10 protein-coding genes are annotated in these 12,752 nt (G+C 67.0%); 7 read left to right on the top strand and 3 right to left on the bottom strand.

The window, feature by feature from the left end; translation table 11 throughout:
- The first annotated feature begins 59 nt into the window (after positions 1 to 59).
- The gene (locus IPM80_12080; protein ID MBK8959147.1) at positions 60 to 863 is read left to right on the top strand and encodes an outer membrane protein assembly factor BamD; all 804 of its coding nucleotides are present in this window, start codon (positions 60 to 62) and stop codon (positions 861 to 863) included.
- 99 nt (positions 864 to 962) lie between these two features.
- Here the strand turns inward: IPM80_12080 and IPM80_12075 are convergent, their stop codons facing one another.
- From IPM80_12075 to sucC, 3 genes are read right to left on the bottom strand one after another with little or no spacing between them, the layout of a single operon-like run.
- Positions 963 to 2,600: an NAD+ synthase gene (locus tag IPM80_12075; protein ID MBK8959146.1), complete on the bottom strand. Its 1,638-nt coding sequence runs from the start codon at positions 2,598 to 2,600 to the stop codon at positions 963 to 965.
- Between the two features lie 54 nt (positions 2,601 to 2,654).
- The gene (gene sucD / locus IPM80_12070; GenBank protein ID MBK8959145.1) at positions 2,655 to 3,530 is read right to left on the bottom strand and encodes a succinate--CoA ligase subunit alpha; all 876 of its coding nucleotides are present in this window, start codon (positions 3,528 to 3,530) and stop codon (positions 2,655 to 2,657) included.
- Positions 3,530 to 4,696, bottom strand: a complete 1,167-nt coding sequence (sucC, locus tag IPM80_12065; protein MBK8959144.1) for an ADP-forming succinate--CoA ligase subunit beta — start codon at positions 4,694 to 4,696, stop codon at positions 3,530 to 3,532. The genes sucD and sucC overlap by 1 nt, the downstream gene beginning before the upstream one ends.
- 299 nt (positions 4,697 to 4,995) lie before the next feature.
- On the opposite strand from sucC, the gene IPM80_12060 reads away from it, so the two are divergent.
- The 6 genes from IPM80_12060 (at position 4,996) to IPM80_12035 (ending at position 12,744) form a co-directional block, all read left to right on the top strand.
- The gene (locus IPM80_12060) at positions 4,996 to 5,232 is read left to right on the top strand and encodes a hypothetical protein (GenBank protein ID MBK8959143.1); all 237 of its coding nucleotides are present in this window, start codon (positions 4,996 to 4,998) and stop codon (positions 5,230 to 5,232) included.
- A complete protein-coding gene (locus IPM80_12055) occupies positions 5,229 to 6,857 on the top strand; it encodes a PAS domain-containing protein (protein MBK8959142.1) in 1,629 nt (542 codons plus the stop codon). Before IPM80_12060 ends, IPM80_12055 begins: the two co-directional genes overlap by 4 nt.
- A complete protein-coding gene (locus IPM80_12050; GenBank protein ID MBK8959141.1) occupies positions 6,854 to 8,176 on the top strand; it encodes a sigma-54-dependent Fis family transcriptional regulator in 1,323 nt (440 codons plus the stop codon). The genes IPM80_12055 and IPM80_12050 overlap by 4 nt, the downstream gene beginning before the upstream one ends.
- A gap of 303 nt (positions 8,177 to 8,479) precedes the next feature.
- Entirely contained in the window at positions 8,480 to 8,905 is a 426-nt protein-coding gene (locus IPM80_12045) for a pilin (GenBank protein ID MBK8959140.1), read from the top strand.
- A gap of 106 nt (positions 8,906 to 9,011) precedes the next feature.
- Positions 9,012 to 10,904 carry a hypothetical protein gene (locus tag IPM80_12040; protein ID MBK8959139.1) on the top strand — a complete coding sequence of 631 codons (1,893 nt, stop codon included), beginning with the start codon at positions 9,012 to 9,014 and terminating at the stop codon, positions 10,902 to 10,904.
- Positions 10,894 to 12,744 (top strand): hypothetical protein, encoded by a 1,851-nt coding sequence (locus IPM80_12035; GenBank protein ID MBK8959138.1) that lies wholly within the window; start codon positions 10,894 to 10,896, stop codon positions 12,742 to 12,744. The genes IPM80_12040 and IPM80_12035 overlap by 11 nt, the downstream gene beginning before the upstream one ends.
- The last annotated feature ends 8 nt before the right edge of the window (positions 12,745 to 12,752 follow it).

Here is a 12,752-nt window from a genome sequence, read left to right as displayed (position 1 = left end):
AATACGACGCGCTTACGACCGCGCTTCTCACCCACACCCACGCGGGGATTCTACGTTAGATGACTTCCAAGCTCAGCCCTGCGCTCGCGCGCGTCCTGTTTGTGTGCCTGTGCGCGCTCTCCGCCGGCTGCGGCCTGCTCCCCAGCGAAACCGACAAAGACAAGGAGATGTCGCGTTGGCCCGAGGATCGCCTCTACCAGGCGGCCAAGGATCATCTCGACGGCGGCACCTGCGGCTCGGCCATCGAGTATTACGAGAAGCTGCAGTCGCGCTACCCGTTCGGCGTCTACACCCAGCAGGCGCAGCTCGAGCTGGCGTACTGCTATTACAAGACCGACGAACCGGCCTCGGCGATTTCGACGCTGGACCGCTTCATGAAGCTCTATCCCTCGCACTCCAACATGGCCTACGCCTATTACCTGCGTGGGCTGGTCAACTTCGGCGCCGGCCAGGGCCTCGCCGAGCGCTACATCAATCGCGACCCTTCGCAGCGCGACCCGGGCGCGGCGCTGAAGTCGTTCAACGATTTCGCCGAGGTCATCAAGCGCTTCCCGGAAAGCAAGTACGTGGACGACGCGCAGCTGCGCATGCGTCACCTGCGCAACCTGCTTGCCCAGCATGAAGTGAACGTGGCCAATTACTACATGCGTCGCGGCGCCTTCGTGGCCGCCGCCAACCGCGCCCGCTACGTGGTCGAGAACTACCAGCAGACGCCGGCCATGCCGGAAGCGCTGGTGCTGATGGCCAAGTCCTACAAGATTCTCGAACTCGATGACCTGTCCAACGACGCGCTGCGCGTGCTGGAACTCAACTTCCCGAATTACCCGGGCATCGAGGAAGTGAAGGAGACGCGGGTCAGGTAGTAATGCCCTGTGGGTCAGACTTCAGTCTGACATTCGATATGGGAGGCGATGGCTAAACTACCGGTGTCAGGCTAAAGCCTGACCCACATGTTTAGATAGTCAGGTCTCGTCCTGCTCGTTATAGCGTGAGGTGATCGGAAAGCGCCGGTCGCGGCCGAAGGCGCGGCGGCTGATGCGTACGCCGGGCGCCGCCTGGCGGCGCTTGTATTCATTTCGATCGACCATCGCCGCCACCCGTTTCACGGTCGCGAGATCGAAGCCCAGCGCTGCTATCTGGTGCGGGGTCTGGTCGAGTTCGATGTAGCGCTCGAGGATCGGGTCCAGCACTTCGTAGGGTGGCAACGAATCAGAGTCCTTCTGGTCGGGACGCAGTTCGGCGCTCGGCGGGCGCTCGATGACGCGCGCCGGGATGACCGGCGACTGCGCATTGCGCCAGTTGCACAGGCGATAGACCAAGAGCTTGGGGATGTCTTTCAGCGGCGCGAAGCCGCCCGCCATGTCGCCGTACAGCGTTGCGTAGCCGACCGCCATCTCGCTCTTGTTGCCGGTGGTCAACACCATGCGCCCGCTGGCATTGGAAATCGCCATCAGGATCACACCGCGCGCGCGGGCCTGCACGTTCTCGGCGGCGACACCCGCGTCGCGGCCGGCGAGCACCGGTGCCAGCACGTCGGCAAACGCGCCCACCGGTTGCTCGATGGGCACGAGGTGGAATTCACAGCCCATGTTGTCAGCCTGTTCGCGCGCGTCGTCTATGCTCATGTCGGCGGTGTAGCGCGACGGCATGGATACCGCCATCACCCGTTCCGCGCCCAGCGCGTCAACCGCCAGCGCGAGCGTCAGCGCCGAATCGATGCCGCCGGACAAACCCAGCACGCAGCCCTGGAAGCGGTTCTTGCCGATGTAATCGCGGATGCCGAGCACCAGCGCATCGTAGACTTCGGCTTCGACTTCATTGCTCTCGGCTTCCTGGTGCGGGCCGTGCAGGGTGACGCCGTGCGCGCCGCGCGCCACGCGCACGGGCATGAGGTCCTCGACGAAGGCCGGCGCCTGGGCGGCCACCGCGCCATCGGCATTCATGGCGAACGAACCACCGTCGAACACCAGTTCATCCTGGCCGCCGACGGTATTGACGTAGGCGACCGGAATACCGCCGGCCGCGACCGCCGCGCGCACCGCCGCGAGACGCTCCGGCGCCTTGCGCAGGTGATAGGGCGAGGCGTTGATGTTGCAGATGAAGTCGGCGCCGGCGGCACGTGCCTGGGCGGCGCTGGCGGGCGTCCAGATGTCCTCACAGATGGACAGGCCCATGCGCACGCCCTTGATGTCGACCACCACCGCCGCATCGCCGGGCGTGAAGTAGCGTTTCTCGTCGAACACCGCGTAGTTGGGCAGATGCTGCTTGCGGTAGTTGGCGAGCACCTCGCCGTCACGCAGCACCAGGCAACTGTTGTAGAGCAGGTCGCCTTCCGGTTCGGGATAGCCGAGCACGAGGTGAATGCCGCTCACGCGCGCCGCGATTGCAGCGAGCGCCGCCTTGACCCGCGCATGCAGGCCGGGGCGGAACAGGAGATCCTCGGGCGGGTAGCCGGTGATGGCGAGTTCCGGCATCACCACCACGTCGGCGCCGGCTTCGCGCGCGCGGAGCGCAAGGTCGATGATGATGTCGCGATTGCCGGCGATGTCGCCGACACAGAAATTGGCTTGCGCCAGGGCGAGGCGGAGTTCGGAACTCATGTCATTGCCGGCGCGCGCGTCGCGTTCAACGCCGCGCGCGACGCCGGCCTGTGCTCACGCGCCGAGCGCCTTCGCCATGGCAGGCCCCATTTCCGCCGGTGAGCGCACGATACGCACGCCCGCGGCCTCGAGCGCCTTGAACTTGTCGTCGGCCGTGCCCTTGCCGCCGGAGATGATGGCGCCGGCATGACCCATGCGCTTGCCGGGCGGCGCGGTGACGCCGGCGATGTAGCCGACCACCGGCTTGCTGACGTGCTTGCCGATGAAGGCCGCCGCGTCTTCCTCGGCCGAGCCGCCGATTTCACCGACCATGATGATGCCTTCGGTCTGCGGGTCGTCCTGGAACAGCGCCAGGCAGTCGATGAAGTTCATGCCGTGGATGGGATCGCCGCCGATGCCGACGCAGGTGCTCTGGCCGAGGCCCGCACGCGTGGTCTGGTGCACGGCTTCGTAGGTCAGGGTGCCCGAACGCGACACGATGCCGATGCGGCCGGGCTGGTGGATGGCGCCCGGCATGATGCCGATCTTGCACTCACCGGGGGTGATGATGCCCGGGCAGTTCGGCCCGATCAGGCGCACCTCGGGACGCGCCGCGAGGCTGGCCTTGACGCGCAGCATGTCCAGCACCGGTATGCCTTCGGTGATGCAGGCGATGACCTTGATGCCGGCATCGGCCGCTTCGCAGATCGCGTCGGCGGCGAACGGCGGCGGCACGAAGATCATGCTGGCCTCGGCGCCGGTGGCGGCCACGGCATCGGCCATGGTGTCGAAGATCGGCCTGTCGAGGTGCTTGGCGCCGCCGCGACCGGGACTGGTGCCGCCCACCACCTGGGTGCCGTAGGCAATCGCCTGCTCGGCGTGGAACGTGCCCTGTTTGCCGGTGAAGCCCTGCACCAGCACGCGGGTCGCGCGGTTGACCAGAATCGACATCAGTTCTTTCCTCCCACGGCCGCCACCGCCTTTTTCGCGGCATCGGCGAGATCCTCGGCGCTGGTGATCGCAAGGCCGCTCTTGGCCAGCATCTCCTTGCCTTCGTTGACGTTGGTGCCTTCGAGTCGCACCACCACCGGCACGTTGACGCCGACTTCCTTGACCGCCGTGATGATGCCCTCGGCAATCAGGTCGCAGCGCACGATGCCACCGAAGATGTTGACCAGGATGGCCTTCACGTTGGGATCGGAGACGATGATCTTGAACGCCTCGGCGACGCGCGCCGCGGTGGTGCCGCCGCCGACGTCGAGGAAGTTGGCCGGCGCGCCGCCGGACAGCTTGATGATGTCCATGGTCGCCATGGCGAGACCGGCGCCGTTGACCATGCAGGCGATGTTGCCGTCGAGGGTCACGTAATTGAGATCGAACTCCTTGGCGCGGCGTTCCTTCTCGTCTTCCTGATCGGGGTCGCGCCAGCTGGCGATTTCCTGGCGATAGAGCGCGTTGTCGTCGACATTGATCTTGCCGTCCAGCGCGCACAGCGAACCGTCGGTCAGGATCGCGAGCGGATTGATTTCGACCAGGCTCAAATCGCGTTCATTAAAGAGCCGATACAGGCCATGCAGGATGATCTGCAACTGGCTGCGTTGCTTGGCGTCCAGTTCCAGCGCGAAGGCCATCTTGCGGCACTGGTAGTCTTGCAGGCCGAGCACCGGGTCGACCGTGAAGGTGACGATTTTCTCGGGCGTGGTGGCCGCCACTTCTTCGATGTCCATGCCGCCGGCGCGCGAGGCCATGAAGGCGATGCGCCGGCTGGCCCTGTCCACCAGCACCGACAGGTACAGTTCGTGGGCGATGTCGGCGGCCGCGGCTATCAGCACGCAGCCTACCGGCTGACCGTCGGCGCCGGATTGGTAGGTCACCAGGCGCGAGCCGATGAGGCGCGCGGCGGTCGCTTCGAGTTCTTTCAGATCGCGGGTGAATTTCACGCCGCCGGCCTTGCCGCGGCCACCGGCATGGACCTGGGCTTTCACCAGCCATGCATCGCCACCGAGCGCGCGCGCCTGGGCCACAGCTTCCTGCGCGGTGTGCGCGATTTCGCCGCCTTGCACCGGAATGCCGTAGTCGGCAAACAGGCGTTTGGCCTGATACTCATGCAGATTCATCTAGCCCCCTCCGCGCCGGTGAAACCCGGGGGCGGCCCCCGGGCGCCCGGGCCCCCCCGGGGGCGGGCACCACCCGGAAGCGTCCCGTTTGCGTGTGCTGCGGCTGGTCCCTTCACGGACAGCGGATACCGGCACCGATGACGGCCAAGCTTATCACCAACCGCCTTGAGTCGGACGGATCAAAAGGTGAACATACGGCCGCGGTCGGCGACGGAGCGAGGTCACGCAGTATGGCGGTTCACCCCCGCTTTGTCATGACTGCGACGGTGAACGCGCCCGCTTGCGCGGAGGCGCTCTGAATGCTCGTACGTTTGATCCTGTTGGTGTTGTTGGTGGTCGTGGTGTTGATGGTGATGCGACGTGTGAAGGTCGCCGTCGGCACGCACCCCAAGCGTGCAACCGTGGAAGCGCGGACGGTGCGCTGCGCCCACTGCCAGGTCTACCTGCCGAGCAATGAAGCGATCGCTCGTCACGGTCAGCACTACTGTTCGGCGGCGCATGCCGATCAGGCCGAGCAGGCGCGGCCACGCGCATGACGCAGGCCGCGACGCGCGCCCACGAGGTGCGGCAACGCGTTCAACACAACAACTGGAACGCGCTGCGCTACTTTAATTTCTATCGCATCGTCATCGCCGGCGTTTTCACCATCCTCAGCCTGTCGGGCAAGCTGCCGCCCAACCTGTCCGATGTTGATACACGCCTGTTCGTCGGCTCCGCGCTGGGCTACCTGGTGTTCGCCATCGGCGCGATGTTCCTGGTCGAGCAGCGCGGCCTGACCTATCGACTGCAGGTCTACGGCGGCGTGCTGGCCGATGTCGGTGCGACCTCCCTGCTCATGCATGCCGCCGGCGGCGTGACCAGTGGCATCGGCATCCTGCTGGTGATGTCAGTGGCCGGCGCGTGCCTGCTGGCGTCGGGACGCGCGGCGGTGTTCTTCGCGGCGTTGGCCAGCATGGCGCTGCTCGGTGAAACCTTTCTGGGCACGCTCTACGACGGCTATTCGGCGGCCAACTACACCCAGGCCGGCCTGCTCGGCGCGGCCTGTTTCGGCACCGCCGTGCTGGCCTCGGCGCTGGCCGAGCGAGCGCGCCGCGGTGAAGCGCTGGCGGCGGCGCGCGCGCTCGACATCGAGCATCTTTCACGCCTCAACGAACACATCGTCAGGCGCATGCGTGCCGGCATCATGGTGCTCGACAGCAACGGAGCGGTGGTGTTGGCCAACGACGCGGCGGCCGAGATCCTGGGCCACGAAAGCCATCAACTGCGCGGCGCGCTGGCCGATATCTCCGCCTCTCTCCATGATTCGTTCCGCGGCTGGCTCGGCAGCGGCGAGAACCCGGCCGCCACCATCGGCGGGCACGGCAGCATCAACGCCCTCGTGTCATTCACCGAGCTCGGCACCGGCGAGCCCGAGCAGCACGGCACGCTGGTATTCCTGGAAGATGCCGCCGAAACCCGCCAGCGCGCCCAGCAGTTGAAGCTCGCCTCGCTCGGGCGCCTGACCGCCAGCATCGCCCATGAAATCCGCAACCCGCTCGGCGCCATCAGCCATGCCGCCCAGTTATTGTCGGAATCGCCCGATCTGACCAGCCAGGATCGGCGCCTGACCGACATCGTGCTGCAACACGCGCAACGCGTGAACGCCATCATCGAGAACGTCATGACCATCGGCCGCCGCCACGACGTGGTGTCCGAGAGCTTCGCCCTGCGGCCCTGGCTGGAGCAGTTCCGCGCCGAACTCGCCGAGCGTTTCGAGCTCGACGACGGCGAACTGGCGCTGACCTGGCTGCACGAGCCGATAGTGGTCAAGATAGACAAGAGCCAGTTGCAGCAGGTGCTGTGGAATCTTTCCGAGAACGGCCTGCGCTATGCCGCGGGCACGCCGCTGCTGCGTTTCGAAGCTGGCATCATCGAGAGTAACGGTCGCCCGTTCCTCGACGTGGTCGATAGCGGGCCGGGCCTGTCCGAAGCCATCTCGGACCGCCTGTTCGAACCGTTCGCCACCACCGAATCGAGTGGCACCGGACTCGGGCTGTACATTGCGCGCGAGCTGTGTGAATCCAACCAGGCCTCGCTGCAATTGATCGAACGCCAGCGCGGCTGCCGCTTTCGCATCGTGTTTGCACATCCCGGCCGGCAACAAAGGATTGGAGAGGTATGAGCGACAAACGCGCGTTGATCGTCGACGACGAGCCCGACATCCGCGAACTGCTCGGCATCACGCTCGGGCGCATGGGCGTACACGCGAGTCCGGCCGCCAACATCGCCGAGGCGCTGGCGCTGCTCAAGCAGGAGCACTTCGATCTGTGCCTGACCGACATGCGCCTGCCGGATGGCAACGGGCTGGACCTGGTGGCCGACATCGCGCGTCGTCATCCCGGCATGCCGGTGGCGGTGATCACCGCCCATGGCAACATGGAATCGGCCATCACGGCGCTGAAGTCCGGCGCCTTCGATTTCGTCACCAAGCCGGTCGACCTGAAGGACCTGCGCAATCTCATCACCCAGGCCTTGAAGCTGCGCGGCTCGCCGACCGCCGAATCGCGCGCCCTGATCGGCGCCTCGGACGCCATCGAACGGCTGCGCGCCACGGTCGCCAAGCTCGCCCGCAGCCAGGCGCCGGTCTATATCAGCGGCGAGTCGGGTACCGGCAAGGAACTGGTGGCGCGTCTCATCCACGAACAGGGTGCGCGCGCCATGGCCGCCTTCGTGCCGGTCAACTGCGGTGCGATTCCGGACGAACTGATGGAAAGCGAACTGTTCGGCCACAGGAAAGGCAGCTTCACCGGCGCGGTGGCCGACAAGCCGGGCCTGTTCCAGGCCGCCGATGGCGGCACGCTGTTCCTCGACGAAGTGGCCGAGCTGCCGCTGCACATGCAGGTCAAACTGCTGCGCGCCATCCAGGAGAAGCGCGTGCGGCCGATAGGCGCCGACGCCGAGGTGGCGGTCGACTGCCGCATCCTGTCGGCCACCCACAAGAAGCTGGCGGACCTGGTCGAGGCCGGCGAATTCCGCCAGGACCTGTACTACCGCATCAACGTCATCGAGCTCAACGTGCCGCCGCTGCGCGAACGCGCCGACGACATTCCGCTGCTGGTCGAGCATTTTCTCGCCAACAAGAGCGAAGAGTTCGGCATGGGCACCCCGTGCCTGGCCGACGATGCCCTGGCGGCCCTGCGCAGCTACGCCTTCCCGGGCAATGTCCGCGAGTTGGAGAACATCCTCGAACGTGCCTTGACGCTGTGCGAGAACGACGAGATCCGGGTGCCCGACCTCAGGCTGCCGGAAGGCCAGCGGGCCGGTGCCGCTCCCGCCGCCGGCGCGGCGGAACTGCAGGACTACCTGGACGACGTCGAGCGCAGCCGCATCCTCGCCGCGCTCGAACAGACGCGCTGGAACAAGACCCGTGCCGCCAAGCTCTTGGGCATCAGCTTTCGGGCGCTGCGCTATCGCCTGCAGAAGTTGGGCATCGAGGGCTAGCGGGACGGACGGGATCTGACGAATTGCGTCACATTGTGACGCGGGTCGGGCGGTCTGCGCGGAATGCGTGGGCGGATTGCCAGGGTGCCGGAAGTTCGAGATCAATGAATTCAGCGCCTTGCCGCCCATCACCACGCATGGCATGGAATCTGCTAACCCTCCCGCACGCGTTCGTACCGACGCCCATTGGTACGAACACAGGCGAGCGAAGTTTTACGGGCGGCGTGCCGATAAGCACTCCGCGCCGGCTCACTGGCGAATGAAAAACCGAAATAAATTCTCGAGGAGAGACGACACATGAAGATGCAGAAGCAACAGGGCTTTACCCTTATCGAATTGATGATCGTCGTGGCGATCATCGGCATCCTGGCCGCGGTCGCGATTCCGGCCTACCAGGACTACACCATCCGCGCGAAAGTGACCGAAGGTCTGTCGCTGGCCAGCGCCGGCAAGACTGCCGTCTCGGAATACTTCTCGGCCAACGGCAGCCTGCCGACCGACAACACCGCGGCGGGTATGGCGGACGAAGAAACCATCTCCGGCAACTCGGTTGACAAGGTCAACGTCGGCGGCGCCGGCGATGGCATCATTACCGTGACCTTCTCCACCACCACCATCCAGGGCCAGGAAATCACCCTCGAGCCCCGCACTGCGGGCGGCAAGGTGGTGTGGGATTGCACCGGTGGCAACCTCGAAGGCAAGTATCGTCCTTCGTCCTGCCGCAATTAAGGCTGACCCAGCCTGAAACGAAGCACGCTGCGCTCTGCGCAGCGTGCTTTTTTTTTGCGTGAGAGATTGCCCGGACAACGACTCCGCGCCCGATGCGTGAACGACCATGATGACAGAGCGGCGCGCCGCGGTTCGCGCCCTGATGGGGCTGGGCCTGCTGGCGGCGGTGATGCTGGTCTACCTGCCCGGCGTGGGCGGTGGCTTCGTGTTCGACGACTACCACACCATCGTCGACAACCTCGCGCTGGCTGACGCCGACAAGAGTCTTTCAGCCCTGTTCGATGCCGCGATGTCCGGCGTCGGCACCGGACCCCTGGCCCGACCGCTCGCGATGCTGAGCTTCGCGCTCAACCGCGCGCTGACCGGCCTCGCGCCGGAACCGTTCAAGATCACCAATCTCGTCATCCATGCGCTGAACGCGCTCCTGGTATGGGCACTCATGGCGCGCATCGTGCCGTCGCTGGCGCCACGCGCGCCGCGCGCCAGCGCCTGGTTGATCGCCACGCTGTGGGCGCTGCATCCGATCAATCTCACCTCGGTGCTGTACGTCGTGCAGCGCATGACCTCGCTGTCGGCGACCTTTGTACTGCTGACACTGGTGCTGTACATCGATGCGCGCCGCCGCCAATTGCGCGGCCTGCCGGCGCCGCGCGCCTGGTGGCTGCTCAGCGCGGGCCTGGCGCTGCTGGCCTTGCTGGCCAAGGAGACCGCATTGAGCCTGGCGTTCTACCTGCTGCTCATCGAGTGGCTGGTGATCCGCGGCGCGCGCACGACGATGTCGGCCACGCTCAGGAGACGGCTGGGCGCGCTGGCGCTGGCGGTGTTGGTGGCGAGCCTGTGGTACTTCGTGCGCGAGGTCGAGCCCGGCTATCGCGGGCGCGAATTCACCCTCGGTGAGCGAGTGCTGAGCGAGGCGCGCGTGATGTTCCTGTATCTGCGCCTGCTGCTGGTGCCGACCCCCGACGCTTTCGCGCTGTTCCACGACTACCTCGCGCTGTCGCGTGGTTGGCTGCAGCCGCCCACCACCCTGTTGGCGGTGGTCGGCCTGGCGGTGATTTCGGCGTGGGCGCTGGCGCGGCGCGAAGCGCGCCCCTGGCTCGCCTTCGGCTGGGCCTGGTTCCTGCTCGGCCACCTGCTCGAGGGCAGCATCATCCCGCTCGAACTCGCCCACGAACATCGCAACTACCTGCCGGGCCTGGGCGTGCTGACCGCCGGCACGCTGGCCTTCGCCGAGCTGCTGGCGACGCCACGCCGGCGCGCCGGCGCCGCCGCGCTGGCGCTGCTGCTGCTGGCCGCGGTGACCTTCACGCGCGCGACGCTATGGGCATCGCCGTCGGCGCTGGTCGAATCCGATCTGCGCCATCACCCGCACTCGCCGCGGCTGTGGTACGAAGCGGGTCGCCTGCGCCTCGAAGCGGCCGGCCAGGACGCCGGCCGTTACGCCGCCGGCATCACCGCACTGGAACAGGCCGCGCGACTCGCGCCGATCAAGACCCTGCCCTTGTCGGCCTTGCTCATGACCGCCATCGAGCGCGGCGACCGCGCCGCCGTCTCGCGCCTCGTGCCGCTCATCGTCGCGCAGCCGCGCGACACGGTCGGCGAGGAAATCTTCCGCGGACTGGTCATCTGTCAGGGCTACGGCCGCTGCCGTCGCGATACCGACAGCGTGCAAGTCCTCGCCAACGCGCTGTTGGCGCGCAAGGACCTGTCCATCGCCAGCCGCCAACGCGTGCTGGAATGGCTGGCGGTGTTCTATGCCCGCATGCTCGGCGACAGCGCCGCGGCCATCACCATTCTCGAAGACCTGGTCGCGGCCCAACCGCACAATGCGCCGCTGAAGACGCGACTCGCCGAAGCGCATGCCAGCGCCGGCAACCAGGCGCGCGCCACGGCGCTGGCCAGTGAAGTGCGGGCCGCGCTGCCGTGGTCGGCGCGGTTCATGCAGCGTGGCCTCCTCATCCGCCTGTCGCGCCTGACGTCCGCCGCGCATGACGACTGAAGCACGTGCTGCAGACTTGCTTGGCGTGACGCTGCTGGTCGCGCTGCTGGCGCTGACGGTGATGCTGTACTGGCCGGCGCTCGGCGGGCCGCTGTTGCTCGACGACAGTGAGGTCATCACGCCTTTGCTGCGCGCGGCCGAACTCGGCCACGACTGGCGCTTGTTCCTGTTCAGCGACAGCGGGCCCCTGGGACGGCCCTTGGCGATGGCGAGCTTCATCGCCAACGCCGTGGCGAGCACCGATCTGCGCTACTGGAAAGCGACCAATCTCGCACTGCATCTCGTCAATGGGGTGCTGGTGCATGCCTTGGCGGGGCGGCTCGCGCGCTGCACCGGCGTGGCCGCCGACGCCGCGCGCGGCGTGGCGCTGGGCGCCGCCGCGCTGTGGCTGCTGCATCCCTTGAACGTCAGCACGGTCATGTATTTGTGCCAGCGCATGACCGAACTCGCGACCTTGTTCGGCGTGACGGCGATGTGGTTATACAGCGTCGGCCGGGAGCGTATCGCGGCGGGGCGTGGCGGCGCGCTGCCCATCGCGCTGGCCTTGCTGGTGTGCACGCCGCTCGCCGCGCTTGGCAAGGAGATCGGTCTGCTCACGCCCTTCTACCTGCTGGCGCTGGAAGTGTGCGTATTCGATCCGCGACGTTGGCCGCGTCCAAGCTGGCTGCGCACCGCGCTCGCCTTGAGCACCGTGGTGCCACTGGCGCTGGCGGCCACCTACTTCGCGACGCATTGGTACGGCACGTTCACCGCGCCCTACAGCCTGCGTGATTTCAGTCCTCTCGAGCGGGTGTTGACCGAAGCGCGCGTGCTGCTGGTATACCTCGGCTGGATCGTTGCACCGCGCCGCGCGGCGCTCGGCTTCCATCACGATGACGTCGACATCGCGCACTGGCCGCCGCACATCACGACCGTGCTGGCGGTGGTCGCGCTCGGCGCCTTGCTGGTGACGGCGTGGAAGTGGCGTCGGCGCATGCCGCTGGCGGCTTTCGGCGTGCTGTTGTTCTTCGTCGGCCATGCGCTCGAATCGAGCGTGTTCGCGCTTGAACTCGTGTTCGAACACCGCAACTACCTGCCCGCCATCGGCATCTGCCTCGCGCTCGCGGCGCTGGCCGCGCAATGGCTGACGGCGCGTCGCGCCACGCTGTTGCTGGCGACGCTGGCGCTGCTCTACGCCCTGGTCACCGCCAGCATGACGCCGACCTGGGGCAATGCCGGTGCCCTGTATGCCTCGTTCTTCGAGGCTCACCCACGTTCGCTTCGCGCGCGCGCCAATCTCGTCGAATGGCTGCTGACGCGCGGCGATACCGCCGCCGCCGCGCGCGTGCTGGGCGATGCCAGCGATGCCGGCGCGCGCTTGCATCGGCTGCGCATCGCCTGCCTCGCCACGCACGAGACGGCGGGACAGGATGCGGCGTTCAAGGCCGCGGCCGAGCTCGCGCGGCCTGACGCCATGACCGTCGAGATCCTGTTGTGGCTCACCGCGCAGGTGCTGGACGGCGCCTGCGCGCTCGACAGCACCGCCCTCGCGGCGACGCTCGACGCCCTGCGCGATCGACCGTTGTCGCACAACACGCGCTATCTCATGTACGTCAGCAGCGCGCAGCTTCGCCACGCGCGTGGCGAACATGCGCGCGCGACCGCGGCGGCTGCCTATGCGGCGCGACTGGCGCCCGCCGATCCCTATCCTGTGTATCTCGGCGTGGAGATCGCGCTGGACGCCGGCGATCGCGCGGGGGCCCGCGCGCTCATCGACGAGGCCCGTGCACGGGCGCGTCGCCAGCACGCGGATTTCTCACGCATGGATGCCGGTCTCGACGCCGAGTTGCAGGGCCGCTGAGCGCGGCC

The organism is Pseudomonadota bacterium, assembly GCA_016719885.1.
In the GTDB taxonomy this organism is placed as follows: Bacteria; Pseudomonadota; Gammaproteobacteria.
The sequence above is the reverse complement of the archived record's forward strand: the minus strand, read 5'-3'. Positions and strand labels throughout refer to the sequence as shown.

Bases quoted from the DNA above. Each gene is read 5' to 3' on its own strand.
- IPM80_12075 (MBK8959146.1), bottom strand. From the start codon at position 2,600: ATGAGTTCCGAACTCCGCCTCGCCCTGGCGCAAGCCAATTTCTGTGTC.
- sucD (MBK8959145.1), bottom strand. From the start codon at position 3,530: ATGTCGATTCTGGTCAACCGCGCGACCCGCGTGCTGGTGCAGGGCTTC.
- sucC (MBK8959144.1), bottom strand. From the start codon at position 4,696: ATGAATCTGCATGAGTATCAGGCCAAACGCCTGTTTGCCGACTACGGC.
- IPM80_12045 (MBK8959140.1), top strand. From the start codon at position 8,480: ATGCAGAAGCAACAGGGCTTTACCCTTATCGAATTGATGATCGTCGTG.
- IPM80_12080 (MBK8959147.1), top strand. From the start codon at position 60: ATGACTTCCAAGCTCAGCCCTGCGCTCGCGCGCGTCCTGTTTGTGTGC.
- IPM80_12035 (MBK8959138.1), top strand. From the start codon at position 10,894: ATGACGACTGAAGCACGTGCTGCAGACTTGCTTGGCGTGACGCTGCTG.
- IPM80_12060 (MBK8959143.1), top strand. From the start codon at position 4,996: ATGCTCGTACGTTTGATCCTGTTGGTGTTGTTGGTGGTCGTGGTGTTG.
- IPM80_12050 (MBK8959141.1), top strand. From the start codon at position 6,854: ATGAGCGACAAACGCGCGTTGATCGTCGACGACGAGCCCGACATCCGC.
- IPM80_12040 (MBK8959139.1), top strand. From the start codon at position 9,012: ATGATGACAGAGCGGCGCGCCGCGGTTCGCGCCCTGATGGGGCTGGGC.
- IPM80_12055 (MBK8959142.1), top strand. From the start codon at position 5,229: ATGACGCAGGCCGCGACGCGCGCCCACGAGGTGCGGCAACGCGTTCAA.